Source organism: Neotabrizicola shimadae (assembly GCF_019623905.1).
In the GTDB taxonomy this organism is placed as follows: Bacteria; Pseudomonadota; Alphaproteobacteria; order Rhodobacterales; family Rhodobacteraceae; genus Neotabrizicola; species Neotabrizicola shimadae.
Genome location: NZ_CP069370.1, coordinates 480,926 through 495,466, shown reverse-complemented (window position 1 = coordinate 495,466; position 14,541 = coordinate 480,926). Strand labels below are relative to the sequence as shown.

General features: G+C 65.9%; 10 protein-coding genes and 2 tRNA genes. 7 read left to right on the top strand and 5 right to left on the bottom strand.

What is annotated here, in order from left to right:
- Positions 1–2: 2 nt before the first annotated feature.
- Positions 3–539, bottom strand: coding sequence for a division/cell wall cluster transcriptional repressor MraZ (locus JO391_RS02340; protein WP_220662605.1), 537 nt, complete (start codon positions 537–539; stop codon positions 3–5).
- A 576-nt stretch (positions 540–1,115) separates the two neighbouring features.
- The gene (locus JO391_RS02335) at positions 1,116–2,201 is read right to left on the bottom strand and encodes an Mrp/NBP35 family ATP-binding protein (protein WP_220662604.1); all 1,086 of its coding nucleotides are present in this window, start codon (positions 2,199–2,201) and stop codon (positions 1,116–1,118) included.
- A gap of 266 nt (positions 2,202–2,467) precedes the next feature.
- On the opposite strand from JO391_RS02335, the gene JO391_RS02330 reads away from it, so the two are divergent.
- Together JO391_RS02330 and JO391_RS02325 are read left to right on the top strand one after the other, a co-directional pair.
- Positions 2,468–2,683 (top strand): DUF1127 domain-containing protein, encoded by a 216-nt coding sequence (locus JO391_RS02330; protein ID WP_220662603.1) that lies wholly within the window; start codon positions 2,468–2,470, stop codon positions 2,681–2,683.
- Positions 2,684–3,262: 579 nt separating this feature from the next.
- Positions 3,263–4,408, top strand: coding sequence for a benzoate/H(+) symporter BenE family transporter (locus JO391_RS02325; RefSeq protein ID WP_220662602.1), 1,146 nt, complete (start codon positions 3,263–3,265; stop codon positions 4,406–4,408).
- A gap of 19 nt (positions 4,409–4,427) precedes the next feature.
- On the opposite strand, the gene JO391_RS02320 is transcribed toward JO391_RS02325, so the two are convergent.
- On the bottom strand, positions 4,428–6,794 hold the full coding sequence (locus JO391_RS02320; RefSeq protein WP_220662601.1) for an ATP-dependent helicase: 2,367 nt from the start codon (positions 6,792–6,794) through the stop codon (positions 4,428–4,430).
- Between the two features lie 65 nt (positions 6,795–6,859).
- Positions 6,860–7,414: a MarR family winged helix-turn-helix transcriptional regulator gene (locus JO391_RS02315; protein ID WP_220662600.1), complete on the bottom strand. Its 555-nt coding sequence runs from the start codon at positions 7,412–7,414 to the stop codon at positions 6,860–6,862.
- Between the two features lie 122 nt (positions 7,415–7,536).
- On the opposite strand from JO391_RS02315, the gene JO391_RS02310 reads away from it, so the two are divergent.
- The 5 genes from JO391_RS02310 (at position 7,537) to JO391_RS02290 (ending at position 13,684) form a co-directional block, all read left to right on the top strand.
- Positions 7,537–9,060, top strand: a complete 1,524-nt coding sequence (locus tag JO391_RS02310; protein ID WP_220662599.1) for an MDR family MFS transporter — start codon at positions 7,537–7,539, stop codon at positions 9,058–9,060.
- A gap of 133 nt (positions 9,061–9,193) precedes the next feature.
- Complete coding sequence (locus JO391_RS02305) at positions 9,194–9,736, top strand: hypothetical protein (protein WP_220662598.1); 543 nt, start codon at positions 9,194–9,196, stop codon at positions 9,734–9,736.
- Between the two features lie 155 nt (positions 9,737–9,891).
- Positions 9,892–13,332 (top strand): pyruvate carboxylase, encoded by a 3,441-nt coding sequence (locus JO391_RS02300; RefSeq protein ID WP_220662597.1) that lies wholly within the window; start codon positions 9,892–9,894, stop codon positions 13,330–13,332.
- 72 nt (positions 13,333–13,404) lie between these two features.
- A tRNA-Gly gene (locus tag JO391_RS02295) sits at positions 13,405–13,479 on the top strand.
- Positions 13,480–13,609: 130 nt separating this feature from the next.
- Positions 13,610–13,684 (top strand) — tRNA-Gly (locus tag JO391_RS02290).
- 205 nt (positions 13,685–13,889) lie between these two features.
- Here JO391_RS02290 and JO391_RS02285 read toward each other — a convergent pair.
- Positions 13,890–14,390 carry an invasion associated locus B family protein gene (locus tag JO391_RS02285; protein WP_220662596.1) on the bottom strand — a complete coding sequence of 167 codons (501 nt, stop codon included), beginning with the start codon at positions 14,388–14,390 and terminating at the stop codon, positions 13,890–13,892.
- Positions 14,391–14,541: the final 151 nt, after the last annotated feature.

Sequence of the window (14,541 nt, the reverse complement as noted above, 5' to 3'; positions counted from 1 at the left end):
GGTCAGGCCCCCGGCTGTGCCGCGGGCAGCGGGCCCAGAAGCGACATGAGGTCGGCATCCTCGGGCAGGCGGGCGATGTCCTCGGCGGCAAAGCGTGCCTGGCGCTCGTCATAGGTGTCGCGCTTCCAAAGCTGGAAGCGATCGCCGGCGCCGGCGAACATCGCCTCGAATCCCTTGGCCTGGTCTTCGGGCGAGATGCCCAGTTTCTCGCGCACGCGGGGCGGCAGGACGATGCGGCCGTCGTCATCGACTTCGGCTTCCATCGACATCTGGATGTAGATGCGGCGGATCAGCGGCAGGTTGGGCGTCGTGTCGGGCGCCGACATGATGCGTTCGACCATCTGGTCCATCTTGGCGGCGGTGAAACATTCGACAGCGGGGTTGCGGGGATCGCCGTAGACGATCACGAAACGCGGGCGGCCGTTGGCGGTGTAGTCGGGATCACCGGATTCGAGGACACGGCGAAAGGCTGCCGGGATCGAGACCCGCGCCTTGGAGTCCACCTTCTGGGGGACCTCGCCTCTGAATATGCCCTTCACGGCTTTGCCGCCCCTTCACGCCCCTCGCACCCCGGAAAATGGAAACGGCGGATCAGACGCTGCCATGTCTGATCCGCCGCCTGTCCCAGTTCACTTCTGGGCGGTCCAGCCACGCGCGCCACTTGGGGGGTGCTGCTCGCTCGCGCGCCGGATCTCTTTATTCGGTCGAAGCCGGGGGTGCCTGTATGAAAGCCTGCCTTTTTGCCTTAAGTTTCCGAGGTCTGCGCCTCGTTCTTACTGCCCGTCGTCTTCCGATGAACAAGGGATGCCATGGGATTTTATGGGACGCAATGGGTTTGTTTGGGCGGAACTTGCGAGCCCATCACCCACTGTGGCGCGGAATCCGCGGTCGCCCCCTGGGGGATGCGGCGACGTTCGCAAAACCTAGCGGAAGGGGTTGCGCGAGGCCCCATATCTAGAAGGCGGAGGCCATCCCAGACCGAGGCAGTGGCCGTGCAGATTTTTCCCATCCAGTGGGGCCAAATCCCAGGCCTACCCCCTGGAATGAAAAAATCCGGGGCTTTCACCCCGGATTCACCGCGAATCGCGGTCGCGTGATTCGGCCGTGATCGGCGATCAGGCCATTCCGCCGCCGATCAGACGCTCGGCCAGGCGGGCATAGGCCTGGGCTTCGGGCCCGTCGCCAAGCGCGATCGGGGTGCCGCTGTCGCCTGCCTCGCGCACGGCGAGGCTGAGGGGGATTTCGCCCAGGAAGGGCACGTCCAGCTTTGCGGCCTCGGCCCTCACACCGCCGTGCCCGAAGATATGCGCCTCGTGGCCGCAGTTTGGGCAGATATAGGAGGACATGTTCTCGATCAGGCCAAGGATCGGCGTCTTGAGCTTGAGGAACATGTCGATGGCCTTGCGCGCATCGAGCAGCGCCACGTCCTGCGGCGTGGAGACGACAAGCGCGCCGGTCAGGTGGGTGCGCTGGCAGAGGGTGAGTTGCACATCGCCGGTGCCAGGCGGCAGGTCGATGACGAGGACATCCAGCTTGCCCCAGTTCACCTGAGTCAGAAGCTGCTGCAGCGCGCCCATCAGCATGGGGCCGCGCCAGATGACGGCCTCGTCTTCCTTCAGCATCAGGCCAAGCGACATCATGGTGACGCCGTGCGCGGTGACCGGGTCGATGGACTTGCCGTCGGGGCTGGAGGGGCGGCCCTTGACGCCCATCATGCGGGGTTGGCTGGGGCCGTAGATATCGGCATCCAGCAGCCCGACGCGGCGGCCCTGCCGGGCCAGCGCGACGGCGAGGTTCGAGGACACGGTGGATTTGCCCACACCGCCCTTGCCCGAGGCCACTGCGAGGATGCGGTCGATGCCCGAGATGCGCTGCGGCCCGCCCTGGTGGGGGGTGGGGTGCTGGCCGATGCGCAGGTTTGGCGCGGCCTCCTGGGGCGGCGCCTTGGCCGCGGGGCCATGCGCCGTCATCACCACCTGGACATCGCTGACCTCGGGCGCGGCGCGGAGCGCCTGTTCGGCCGCGGCGCGGGCGGGCTCGAAGGCGCGCGCCTGTTCGGGCGTTTCCGCTTCGATCACGAAACGGACCTGGCCGCCGGCGATGGACAGGGCTCGAATCATGTCGCGGCTTACGAGATCGGCGCCGTCGGGCAGCCGGATGCCCCGAAGAATCTCCATTACCCCTTCGCGCGTGATGGCCATCGTGTTTTCTCCGCCAGATTCCCTGGCATAGGTCGTGCGCTTTCGGCAGAAGGGCAAGGGGTCGTTTCGTCTCTGCCCAAGAGTTCAGCGAAGGTGCTGCATTCCTTGACGTTTCCGTAAAGGAACCCATGCGGATTGCGCATAGCTGCGTTGCGGCATGGCCCATTGTGCAGGTGCAGCAAATCCCTCATGTTACCCCTAACAGCGAGGGCAGACCCCGACACCCGGAAGGTCCAGCCGCGCCAAGAAGAGAATGTGAGGCTGACATGGCATATGTGAACAACACCCGCACCGCTTCCCCGGCGCTGTCGTCCGAAGTCGGTGGCATCTTCAAGTCGATCAAGGTTGCTCTGGAACGCCGCGCCGTCTTTTCGCGTACCGTTCGGGAACTGAACGGCCTGACCGACCGCGAACTGGCCGACCTGGGGATCTCGCGCGTGTCGATCCGCGATGTCGCGGCGCAGGCGGCCTACGGCTACTGAGTTTCTTGCGAGGCCCCTTCCTCCTCCCTCGGGGCCTGTAGCAAAAGCGGCGATACGTCTCCTCCTCCCTCGTATCGCCGCACTTTCTTCGGAAGCCCTGGGCTTCCACCAGCTTCGGACGGTCCTCTCCTCCTCCCTCGGACCGGACGGACAAGCGGCGGCCCCTTCCTCCTCCCTCGGGGTCGCCGCGCAAGTTTCCGGGGTTCTGGCCCCGAACGACGTGCGATGGCCCTCCTCCTACCTCGGGCCATTGTCTCCAGCGGCGGCCCCTCCTCCTCCCTCGGGGTCGCCGCGCAGGTTTCCGGGGTTTAGGCCCCGACCGGCGTGCGATGGCCCTCCTCCTCCCTCGGGCCATTGTCTCCAGCGGCGGCCCCCTCCTCCTCCCTCGGGGTCGCCGCGCAAGTTTCCGGGGTTTCGGCCCCGACCGGCGTGCGACGGCCCCTCCTCCTCCCTCGGGCCGACGGCACCTGCGGCGCTCCCTCTCCTCCTCCCTCGGGAGCGCCGCACCCTCCCTTGCACTTGAACCTTGCGGCTTGCCGTGCATCTTCGCCCGGACCAGAGGCAGGCCGGGACGGACCCATGCGCGCATCGCTGATCTCGGCCGCCTTTGTGGCCGCCATGGTGGGTTTTGGCAGCACCGTGGCGCTGGTGCTGGCGGCGGCCCATGCCCTGGGCGCGACGCCGGGACAGACGGCAAGCTGGGTCCTGGCCATCTCGGTCGCCAAGGGCATCGGGAGCCTGGGGCTGAGCTGGCGGCACCGCGTACCGGTGGTTCTGGCCTGGTCCACGCCCGGTGCGGCGCTGATCGCGGCCAGCAAGGGCGTGACCATGCCCGAAGCGGTGGGGGCCTTCCTTCTGGCGGCGGGGCTGATCGCGCTGACGGGCGCGGTGAAGCCGCTTGGCACGCTGGTGGCGCGCATCCCTGACGGGATTGCTGCTGGGATGCTGGCCGGGGTGCTGCTGCCCTTCTGCCTGAAGGGAGCGCTGGCGGTGAAGGACCTTCCTGCCGTGGTCCTGCCGATGGTGGCGGTCTTTGCGCTGGTGCGGCTGCGTTCGCCCGCCTGGGCGGTGCTGGCGGCTTTGGCCACGGGGCTGGCGCTTGGCTTCGGGCTGGGTCTGGCGCATCTGCCCGCGACCGGGCTGGTCCTACCGCGCCCCGAGTTCATTGCGCCGGAGCTGCGGTGGGATGTGCTGATCGGGCTTGGGTTGCCGCTTTATCTTGTCACCATGGCCTCGCAGAACCTGCCGGGCTTTGCGGTGATGCGGGCGGCGGGATATGAGCCTCCGGTGCGGTCGGCGCTGGCGGTGACCGGCGGGCTGTCGGGGCTTTCGGCGCTGTTCGGGGCGCATCCGATCAACATGGCGGCGATCACCGCGGCGATCTGCATGGGGCCGGATGTCCACCCGGACCCGAAGGCGCGCTGGCGGGTGGGGGTGTTCTATGGGCTGTTCTGGATTGGCCTGGGGCTGGTGTCGCCCCTGGTGATTGCGGTCTTGCAGGCGCTGCCGCCAGAGCTGCTGGCGGCGATTGTGGGGCTGGCGCTCTTGTCGCCGTTGACCGGGGCGCTGGCTGGGGCCTTCACGCCGGAGCCGACGCGCTTTGCCGCGGCGATGACGCTGGCGGTCACGGCTTCGGGCGTGGCGGCCTTCGGGGTGGGCGCAGCCTTCTGGGGCTTGGTGGCCGGGCTGGCCTTGCAGGGGCTGGAGCGGTTCAGGCGGTTCTGAAGGTCCGAAGAAATTTGCCCTAGAACGGCACGTCGTCGGCCTGTTCGGCTGGCACGATGAACTGGGCCACGACCTTCTTCGACCCGGCCTTGTCAAACGCGATGTCGAGCTTGTCGCCCTCGATCCCTGTCACGCGGCCATAGCCGAACTTCTGGTGGAACACGCGGTCGCCGACCGCGTAGGCCGAGGCGGCGGTGATGTCGATCACCGTGCCCCGCGCCTCGCGTGGCTGGCTGACCGGGCGCGCGCTGCTGCGGTCCTGCAGGCGGCGCCAACCGGGGGAGTTGTAGACATCGGCCTTGGCGACGCGGTCTTCGAGCGATGAGCCGAAACTTGTGCCGGCGAAGGGCGCCGCCGCGCCGTAGCCGCCGCCGTAAAGGCCGGGCGGCGTGAGAACCTCGACATGGGCCGCCGGCAGTTCGTCGATGAACCGGCTGGGAAGCTGGCTTTGCCACTGGCCATAGACGCGGCGGTTCGCGGCGAAGGAAATTGTGCAGAGCACCTCGGCCCGGGTGATGCCGACATAGGCCAGGCGACGTTCTTCCTCGAGCCCCTTGAGGCCCGATTCGTCCATGCTGCGCTGGCTGGGAAACAGGCCGTCTTCCCAGCCGGGCAGGAACACCACCGGAAACTCCAGCCCTTTGGCGGCGTGGAGCGTCATGATCGAGACCTTGTCGATCGCCTCTTCGGTGTCATTGTCCATGATGAGGGCGACATGTTCGAGAAAGCCTTGAAGATTCTCGAACTGCTCCAGCGCCTTGACCAGTTCCTTCAGGTTGTCGAGCCGTCCGGGCGCCTCGGGCGTCTTGTCGGCCTGCCACATCGCCGTGTAGCCGGATTCGTCGAGGATTTTCTCGGCCAGTTCGACGTGGTTGGCTTCGAGGTTCAGCGTGGTCTCGTGCCAGCGGTCCACGCCGTCGACGAAGGCGCGGAGTTGCCCGCCGCCCTTGCCCCCGATCAGGCCGCGCGCCACCATCTCGCGCGCGCCCTCCAGAAGCGAGACGCCCGCGGCGCGGGAAAATCGCTGGATGTCGCCCTGCGCCTTTTCACCAAGGCCGCGCTTGGGAAGGTTCACCACACGCTCGAATGCCAGGTCGTCGTCGGGCGAGACGGCGAGGCGGAAATAGGCCATCGCGTCGCGGATTTCCTGCCGTTCATAGAAGCGCGGGCCGCCGATGACACGGTAGGGCAGGCCGATGGTCAGGAAGCGGTCTTCGAAGGCGCGCATCTGGTGGGAAGCGCGCACGAGGATCGCCATGTCGTCCAGCCGGAAGCGGCCGACCGCCCTGCCCCGCTGGAGGCTTTCAACCTCTTCCCCGATCCAGCGTGCTTCTTCCTCGCCGTCCCAATGACCGATGAGGCGGACTTTCTCGCCCTCCTGCTCTTCCGTCCACAGCGTCTTTCCAAGCCGCCCGGCATTCACCGCGATCACGCCTGAGGCGGCGGCGAGGATATGGGGGGTGGAGCGGTAGTTCTGTTCCAGCCGGATGACCTTGGCGCCGGGAAAATCCTTCTCGAAACGAAGGATGTTGCCAACCTCGGCCCCGCGCCAGCCATAGATGGACTGGTCGTCGTCGCCGACGCAGCAGATGTTGTGGTGGGCCTGCGCCAACAGCCGCAGCCAGAGATACTGGGCGATGTTGGTGTCCTGATATTCGTCGACCAGGATGTAGCGGAACCATCGCTGGTATTGGGCCAGCACGTCGGGGTGAGCCTGGAAGATGGTGACGCAGTGCAGAAGCAGGTCGCCGAAATCGACGGCATTCAGGGTCTTCAGCCGGTCCTGGTATTGTTCGTAGAGTTCCGTGCCCTTGCCCGCATAGGCATGGGCTTCGCTTGACGGGACCTTCTGCGGGGTGAGCGCGCGGTTCTTCCAGCCGTCGATCATGCCGGCCAGCATCCGGGCGGGCCAACGCTTGTCGTCGATGTTCGAAGCGGCGACGAGTTGCTTCAACAGGCGCAGCTGATCGTCGGTATCGAGGATGGTGAAGTTCGACCGCAGGCCGACCAGTTCGGCATGGCGGCGCAGGATCTTCACGGAAAGCGAATGGAAGGTGCCCATCCAGGGCATTCCCTCGGCCACCTCGCCCAGAAGGCGGCCCACCCTGTCCTTCATCTCGCGCGCGGCTTTGTTGGTGAAGGTGACGGAGAGGATCTCGTTCGGGCGCGCCTTTCCCATGCGCAGGAGATGCGCGATGCGGGCGGTCAGCGCCTTGGTCTTGCCGGTGCCGGCACCCGCGAGCATGAGGACCGGGCCATCCAGCGCCTCGACCGCGGCGCGCTGTGCGGGGTTCAGGTCATCCAGCCAGGGCGCGGGGCCCTGGGCGGCTATCATGGCGCGCTGGCTGAGCGTGAGGCCGGAAGGATTGGAGGGCGCATCGGTCATGGTACGATCCTAGCGCGGTTGAACCGCCGGGGAAAGCCCGCGTTCCTTGAATGTTCCTGCGAGGTTCAGCCGGAAGGGTACTGCTCCCGCATCCCTTCACCATAGCGGCGGAAGAGACGCGCGAAGGTCAGGATGTCTTCTTCGGGCCAATCGCGGAAGAGGCGGATCGTGCGCTCCCACTTCGCCGCGAGAAAGCGTTCGATCAGGGCCTGCCCGGCCTCGGTCGCCTCGAGCACAGAGCGGCGGCCGTCCTGCTGGCTGACGGCGCGACGCAGGAAGCCACGGTCCACGAGATCGGACGCCAGGCGACTGGCGCGCGACGCATCGACCATCAGATCCTCGGCCAGATGACCCACGGTGACCTCGCCCGGCCCGTCGCGCCCGAAGCCCGAGGCGATGCGGGTCACGGCCGCGAGCGCGTGGAACTGCATCGGTTCGACCTCGACCCCCAGCCCCTCGATCAGGGCTTTCGGGATGTCACCTTTCCGGACACGGCGGATGAACTGGTAATTCTCCTGGTCGAAACCGGCCAGGGCTTCCGCGACCGGGGGCGCGAAACCGGCGCCGGCAAGAGCCGCGGTCAGGCGTTCAACATAACTGTCATGGGGTGCGGTCGTCATGGCACCGAAATGGGCCAATCGCTTGCGTATGTCAATCACATGCGTTCTGCAATAATGTGCCATTGACACATAAATTGGCCCGGCCTATCACCGGCGCCTACCCTGATGACCGCGAGGCTGCCATGACCGACTCCCCTTCTGCCGCATCGGCGCCCAACGCCCCGTCACAGGCCCCTCGGGGTTCGGTTCGCTTGGTCGTGGTGTCGATCGGGCTTCTGCTTCTGCTCGCCTCGCTGGACCAGACCATCGTATCCACTGCCCTGCCGACCATCGTGTCGGATCTGGGCGGGCTGGATCACCTGTCCTGGGTGGTGACGGCCTATATCCTGGCCTCGACCGTGGTGGCGCCGCTTTATGGCAAGCTGGGCGACCTTTATGGCCGGCGGAACATGGTCTTCCTGTCGGTCGGGCTGTTCCTGATCGGGTCCACATTGTGCGGTCTTGCGGATTCGATGACCTTCCTGATCGCGGCGCGGGCGTTGCAGGGGCTGGGCGGCGGCGGCCTGTTCGTGCTGGCACTGGCGGTGGTCGGTGACGTGATTGCGCCGCGCGACCGCGGCAAGGTGCAAGGTGTGTTCGCTGCCGTATTCTCGCTGTCTTCGGTGGCCGGGCCCCTGCTTGGCGGATGGTTTGTCGAGGTGGCCAGCTGGCACTGGATCTTCTACATCAACATCCCCGTGGGTCTGATCGCCGCGGCGGGTTTTGCGGCGGGCTTTGCGCCGACGGGCCGACGAGTCAGCCACAGCATCGACTGGGCGGGGGCGGCCACGCTGTCGATCGCGCTGGCCTCGCTGACCCTGGTGACCAGCCTTGGCGGACATACGATTCCCTGGACTTCGCCCATGGCGCTGGCCCTGATTGCGGCGACCCTTGTCGCAGGCGGGCTGTTCTTCGTGATCGAGTCGCGGGCGGCCGAGCCGATCCTGCCGCCGTCGCTGTTGCGGCAGAATGTCTTTGTGATGACGTCGATCATCGGCTTCATCACCGGCGCGGCCATGTTCGGCGCGATCACCTTTCTGCCGCTTTACCTTCAGATCGCTCTGGGCATGTCGCCCACCGTGTCGGGGCTGATGCTGGTGCCCATGACCGCCGGGATCCTGCTGACCTCGACCGCGGCAGGCCGCTACATGGGGCGCACCGGCAAGTATCGGACGCTGCCGATGATCGGCACGGCGCTGATGGCGGCCGGCGCCCTGCAACTGACACTTCTGGGCGAAGCGACCGGCACGGTACAGTTCGGCCTGGCGATCCTGGTGCTGGGGGCGGGTATGGGGTGCATCTTCCCGGTGGTGACGACGGCCGTGCAGAACTCGGTCCCGCGCGAGATGCTGGGCACAGCGACGGCGGCAGGTGTGATGTTCCGCCAGATCGGCGGATCGCTGGCCGTGGCCGTCTTTGGGGCCTTGTTCACGGCTGGGGTTGCCGCAGAGTTGGGCGAGATCGGCTTCGCGGGCGGTCTGGACATCGGGCCGGCCATGGCGGCGGCCTTGCCGGCCGAGCAGAAGGCGCAACTGGCTGGCGCCATCGTGACCGCCATTCATCCGATCTACTGGATCGTGGTGGTGATGGCGGTGATCGGCTTCCTGGTTTCGTTCTGGCTGGAAGAGGTGCCCTTGACGGGGCGGATGGTGCCGCGGGGCGAATGAGCCCCGGCACCCTTCTGCTCACCATTGCGTGAGTCCAACGGTTTTCTCGGAGGTGCCACGAAGGTGCCGCGAACGGCCACGATGCCGCCCGGAAGAGGATGCAGAACGGATCTGCATTCACGGGAAACCCACCTTGACCATCGAACCGTTCCTTCTGATCAGCTTTCTGTCCGGCGCCGCCATTGCCGCGGTCATGGCCTATCGGCTTTCGCGCGGACGGCCTGCGGTGGCGGGCGGCCCCGAGGGGCGCGCCGCCCCTGACCCCTGGCGTTCCGGCGCCGTCGCGCCGCTGGCGGGCGGGCTTGGCACGGCGATCCTTCTTTCGGGCAGCGGGCTTGTGTGGTTGCTGGCTGGCGTTGGCCTTCTGGCGCTGATGGCCGTGGCCCTGATCGCTCTGAGACCGTCCTATGATGTGCTCTGGACGACCGACGGGCTTGAGGGTCCTTCCGCCCTTCTGGTTCCGCCCTTCGGGCCGAAGCGGGATTTCCTGCTGTGGCGGGACCTGCGACGCATCGGCAAGGACAGGTGGGGCAACCGCTTTGTCGAGGATGCCTTCGGGCATCGCATATGCTGGAACTGGCTGTACATTGGCGATGGCCACCTGCTGGCACGGCTGGAAACGGTGCGCCCCGATCTCTTCGACGAGGACGACGTTCAGGTGGACTCGGCCGCATGATGGGTCGGCGGGACCCTTTGCACAAGAATCGCGCAGTTTGTGAACGACTGCCTGTTTCCGCCTCATCACGCCCCGGAATCGCGCCGATGCGCCCTTGCGCCGCACCGCAGCAAGCATAGACTGGCCCCGAAAGCTATCGCCTGGGGGACGGCCGAATGCCCGAATTCAAGAAGATTCTCGTCGCCAACCGCGGCGAGATTGCCATCCGCGTGATGCGGGCCGCGAACGAGATGGGCAAGAAGACGGTCGCCGTCTATGCCGAGGAGGACAAGCTCAGCCTCCACCGGTTCAAGGCGGACGAGGCCTACAAGATCGGCGAGGGCCTTTCGCCCGTAGGCGCCTATCTTTCGATCCCCGAGATCATCCGCGTGGCCAAGATGTCGGGGGCCGATGCCATCCACCCCGGCTATGGCCTGCTTTCGGAAAACCCCGATTTCGTCGATGCCTGCGACCAGGCTGGCATTACCTTCATCGGCCCGCGTGCTGAGACGATGCGCGCCCTTGGTGACAAGGCATCGGCCCGCAAGGTGGCGGTCGCCGCCGGTGTGCCCGTGATCCCGGCGACGGAAGTGCTGGGCGAGGACTTTGCGGCGATCAAGAAGGAAGCCAAGGAGATCGGCTATCCGCTGATGCTGAAGGCGTCCTGGGGCGGCGGCGGGCGGGGGATGCGCCCGATCCTGAACGAGGAAGAGCTGGAAGCGAAGGTCCGCGAGGGCCGGCGCGAGGCCGAAGCCGCCTTTGGCAACGGCGAGGGCTATCTGGAAAAGATGATCCTGCGCGCCCGCCACGTTGAGGTGCAGATCCTGGGCGACAAGCAGGGCAACTGCTGGCACCTGTGGGAACGCGATTGCACCGTGCAGCGGCGCAACCAGAAGGTCGTGGAGCGCGCCCCGGCCCCCTATCTGACCCAGGAACAGCGTGAAGACGTCTGCGAGATGGCCAAGCGCATCTGTTCGCACGTCAACTACGAATGTGCGGGAACCGTCGAGTTCCTGATGGATATGGACTCGGGGCGTTTCTACTTCATCGAGGTTAACCCCCGCGTGCAGGTCGAACACACGGTGACCGAAGAGGTCACCGGCATCGACATTGTTCAGGCGCAGATCCTGATCGAGGAAGGCAAGACGCTGGCCGAGGCGACGGGAGTCGCCTCACAGGCCGAGGTGAAGCTGAACGGCCACGCGCTGCAGTGCCGGGTGACAACCGAAGACCCGCTGAACAACTTCATCCCCGATTATGGCCGCCTGACCGCCTATCGCAGCGCAACCGGCAATGGCATCCGGCTGGACGGAGGCACTGCCTATGCGGGCGGGGTCATCACCCGTTACTACGACTCGCTTCTGGTGAAGGTCACGGCCCATGCCCAGACACCGGAGAAGGCTATCGCCCGCATGGACCGGGCGCTGCGCGAGTTCCGCATCCGCGGCGTGGCGACGAACATCGAGTTCGTCATCAACCTGCTGAAGCACCCGACCTTCCTGGACTACAGCTATACCACGAAATTCATCGACACCACGCCGGGTCTGTTCGCCTTCAAGAAGCGGCGCGACCGGGCGACGAAGATCCTGACCTATATCGCCGACATCACGGTGAACGGGCACCCCGAGACCTCGGGCCGGCCGAAGCCGCCGGCTGAGGCCAAGGCGCCGAAGCCGCCGGTGCTGAAGGCCGAACCTGCCTATGGCACGCGCAACCTGCTGGAACAGAAGGGTCCGCAGGCCGTGGCCGACTGGATGAAGGCCCAGACCAAGGTGCTGCTCACCGACACCACCATGCGCGACGGCCACCAGTCGCTGCTGGCAACGCGGATGCGGTCGATCGACATGATCAAGGTGGCGCCGGCCTATGCAGCGAACCTGCCGCAGTTGTTCAGCGTGGAATGCTGGGGCGGGGCGACCTTTGACGTGGCTTACCGCTTCCTTCAGGAATGTCCGTGGCAGCGCCTGCGCGACCTGCGCGCCGCGATGCCAAACCTGATGACGCAGATGCTGCTGCGGGCGTCGAACGGCGTGGGCTACACCAACTATCCCGACAACGTGGTGCAGGCCTTCGTCAAGCAGGCGGCAGAGACAGGCGTGGACGTCTTCCGTGTGTTCGACAGCCTGAACTGGGTCGAGAACATGCGTGTTGCAATGGATGCGGTGATCGAGGCGAACAAGATCTGCGAAGGCACGATCTGCTATACCGGCGACCTGCTCGATCCGAAGCGGTCGAAGTACAACCTGAAATACTACGTAGACCGCGCCAAGGAACTGAAGTCCGCCGGCGCGCATGTGCTGGGGCTGAAGGATATGGCGGGGCTTCTTAAGCCTCCCGCCGCGCGCCAATTGATCCGCGCGTTGAAGCAGGAGGTGGGCCTGCCCATCCACTTCCACACCCATGACACCAGCGGCGCGGCGGCGGCGACGATCCTGGCCGCCTGCGATGCCGGGGTGGATGCCGTGGACGCTGCGATGGACGCCTTTTCGGGCGGGACTTCGCAGCCCTGCCTGGGCTCCATCGTCGAGGCGCTACGCAACACCGAGCGGGACACCGGGCTGGACATCGGCGCGATCCGCCAGATCTCGGACTACTGGGAGGGTGTGCGCAAGCAGTATGCCGCCTTCGAAAGCGGTCTGCAGGCGCCGGCTTCGGAGGTTTACCTGCACGAGATGCCGGGCGGCCAGTTCACCAACCTCAAGGCACAGGCGCGCTCGCTTGGCCTGGAAGAGCGCTGGCACGAGGTGGCGCAGGCCTATGCCGATGCCAACCAGATGTTCGGCGACATCGTGAAGGTCACGCCGTCGTCTAAGGTCGTGGGCGACATGGCGCTGATGATGGTGGCGCAGGGCCTGACCCGCGCCCAGGTCGAGGATCCTTCGGTGGAGGTGGCGTTCCCCGAGTCGGTCGTGGACATGCTGAAGGGCAACCTTGGCCAGCCCCATGGCGGCTGGCCCGACGGAATTCTGAAGAAGGTGCTGAAGGGTGAGACGCCCCTGACCGAACGGCCCGGCAAGACGCTTCCGCCGGTCGATCTGGAAGCTGTCCGCGCGAAGGTGTCGAAGGAGCTGAATGGCCTGACCATAGATGACGAGGACCTGAACGGATATCTCATGTATCCCAAGGTCTTCCTCGATTACATGGGACGGCACCGCGCCTATGGCCCGGTGCGTGTGCTTCCGACACGGACCTTCTTCTACGGGATGCAGCCCGGAGACGAGATCACCGCCGAAATCGACAGCGGCAAGACGCTGGAGATCCGCCTGCAGGCTGTGGGCGAGACCGGCGAGGACGGTGAGGTGAAGGTCTTCTTCGAGTTGAACGGCCAGCCCCGCGTGATCCGCGTGCCGAACCGCGCAATCAAGGCCAAAACGGCCGCGCGCCCCAAGGCCGCCGATGGCAACCCTGCCCATATCGGCGCGCCGATGCCGGGCTCGGTGGCCTCTGTCGCCGTCACGGCGGGGCAAAAGGTCCGCGCAGGCGACCTGCTTCTGACCATCGAGGCGATGAAGATGGAAACCGGCCTGCATGCCGACCGCGAGGGAACGGTCAAGGCGCTGCACGTCCATCCCGGCAGCCAGATCGAGGCGAAGGACCTTCTGATCGAACTAGAATGACGGCTGGCGCGGAACTGCAATTTACCCCTTGCAGCCCCCCGCGCCATCCCTTAGATCACCGGCATCCGATGCGCGGGCGTAGCTCAGGGGTAGAGCATAACCTTGCCAAGGTTAGGGTCGTGAGTTCGAATCTCATCGCCCGCTCCATCGGAAAAGCGACAGGCCGCCTTTCGGGGCGGCCTTTGCCATTCCGGGGTCGGGATCGAGAAGCCGATTCCTGGCGCAGAAAGCCACTTGCCACCGTCGCGCAGGTTCGGTAGTCAGCCCGCCACGGAGTGCGGGCGTAGCTCAGGGGTAGAGCATAACCTTGCCAAGGTTAGGGTCGTGAGTTCGAATCTCATCGCCCGCTCCAGAAATCACAAAGCATTGCCTTGGTCGGACAGATCCGCGCATCAGTGCGTGTGACCTGTGCGTTCTGCCGTTCAGGCAGAACCGGGGCCTACCCTGTTGCAGACACTCTAAGAGCTTGATCTTTCGACTGCGCGCCACGCACGGCGACCGGGACCTGACCACCGTGACAGGCCCGCGCGAATCTGTGCTGCGCCCGAGGCGCGCGGTCAGGGCGTCTGACTTGCCGAGAGGGCCTGAAGCCGGTCAAGCGCATCGCCAAAGCCCGACAGGGATACGGGCAGGCTGATCGTGCCGGTCGGGTTGTCGGAAGGCCAGACACTGACCACCAGCGCGGTTCCCCTGCGCAGGTCGGCTGAAAGTGCGTCGTCCAGAGGCAGCGTGGCGATGCAGCCGACCTGAAGACAGGTGCGGAAAGCCAGATCGCGTACCGGCCCGCCATCCACGGAAAGGTCCAGCCCCTGGGCCAGATCAACCCCGAATGGCCCGATGATCGAGGCGACCGGCGCAGCCCCCTGCCCCGCCGGCTCGACCACGAAACGCATCACGACCGCCTTCGTCGCGTTGTCCGTGACGGCCTGCTGCATGGAACAGGCCCCGGTTGCGGCACTGGCCGCAGGGCCACAGGTCACCGTCCAGTCCCTGTACTGCTCTTCCACGCGGTCGGGCCGAACCTCGGCATCAGACAGGCTTGCAGTGGAAACACCCAAAGCCACAATCAACCAAGATACGGGTCGACGGGCAGGAAAACCTAAACTCGCCAAAACGTTCCCCGCTGGCTGATTGACACTGCGCAGAGCGTGCAGAACTCTTGGCCGAGCATTAAAGGGGAAAGCGTGTTGGCGATCAATTCGATTGTTG

Excerpts from the sequence above, each read along its gene's own strand:
- JO391_RS02325 (WP_220662602.1), top strand. The coding sequence starts at position 3,263 with ATGCGCGCATCGCTGATCTCGGCCGCCTTTGTGGCCGCCATGGTGGGT.
- JO391_RS02335 (WP_220662604.1), bottom strand. The coding sequence starts at position 2,201 with ATGGCCATCACGCGCGAAGGGGTAATGGAGATTCTTCGGGGCATCCGG.
- JO391_RS02315 (WP_220662600.1), bottom strand. The coding sequence starts at position 7,414 with ATGACGACCGCACCCCATGACAGTTATGTTGAACGCCTGACCGCGGCT.
- JO391_RS02300 (WP_220662597.1), top strand. The coding sequence starts at position 9,892 with ATGCCCGAATTCAAGAAGATTCTCGTCGCCAACCGCGGCGAGATTGCC.
- JO391_RS02310 (WP_220662599.1), top strand. The coding sequence starts at position 7,537 with ATGACCGACTCCCCTTCTGCCGCATCGGCGCCCAACGCCCCGTCACAG.
- JO391_RS02320 (WP_220662601.1), bottom strand. The coding sequence starts at position 6,794 with ATGACCGATGCGCCCTCCAATCCTTCCGGCCTCACGCTCAGCCAGCGC.
- JO391_RS02330 (WP_220662603.1), top strand. The coding sequence starts at position 2,468 with ATGGCATATGTGAACAACACCCGCACCGCTTCCCCGGCGCTGTCGTCC.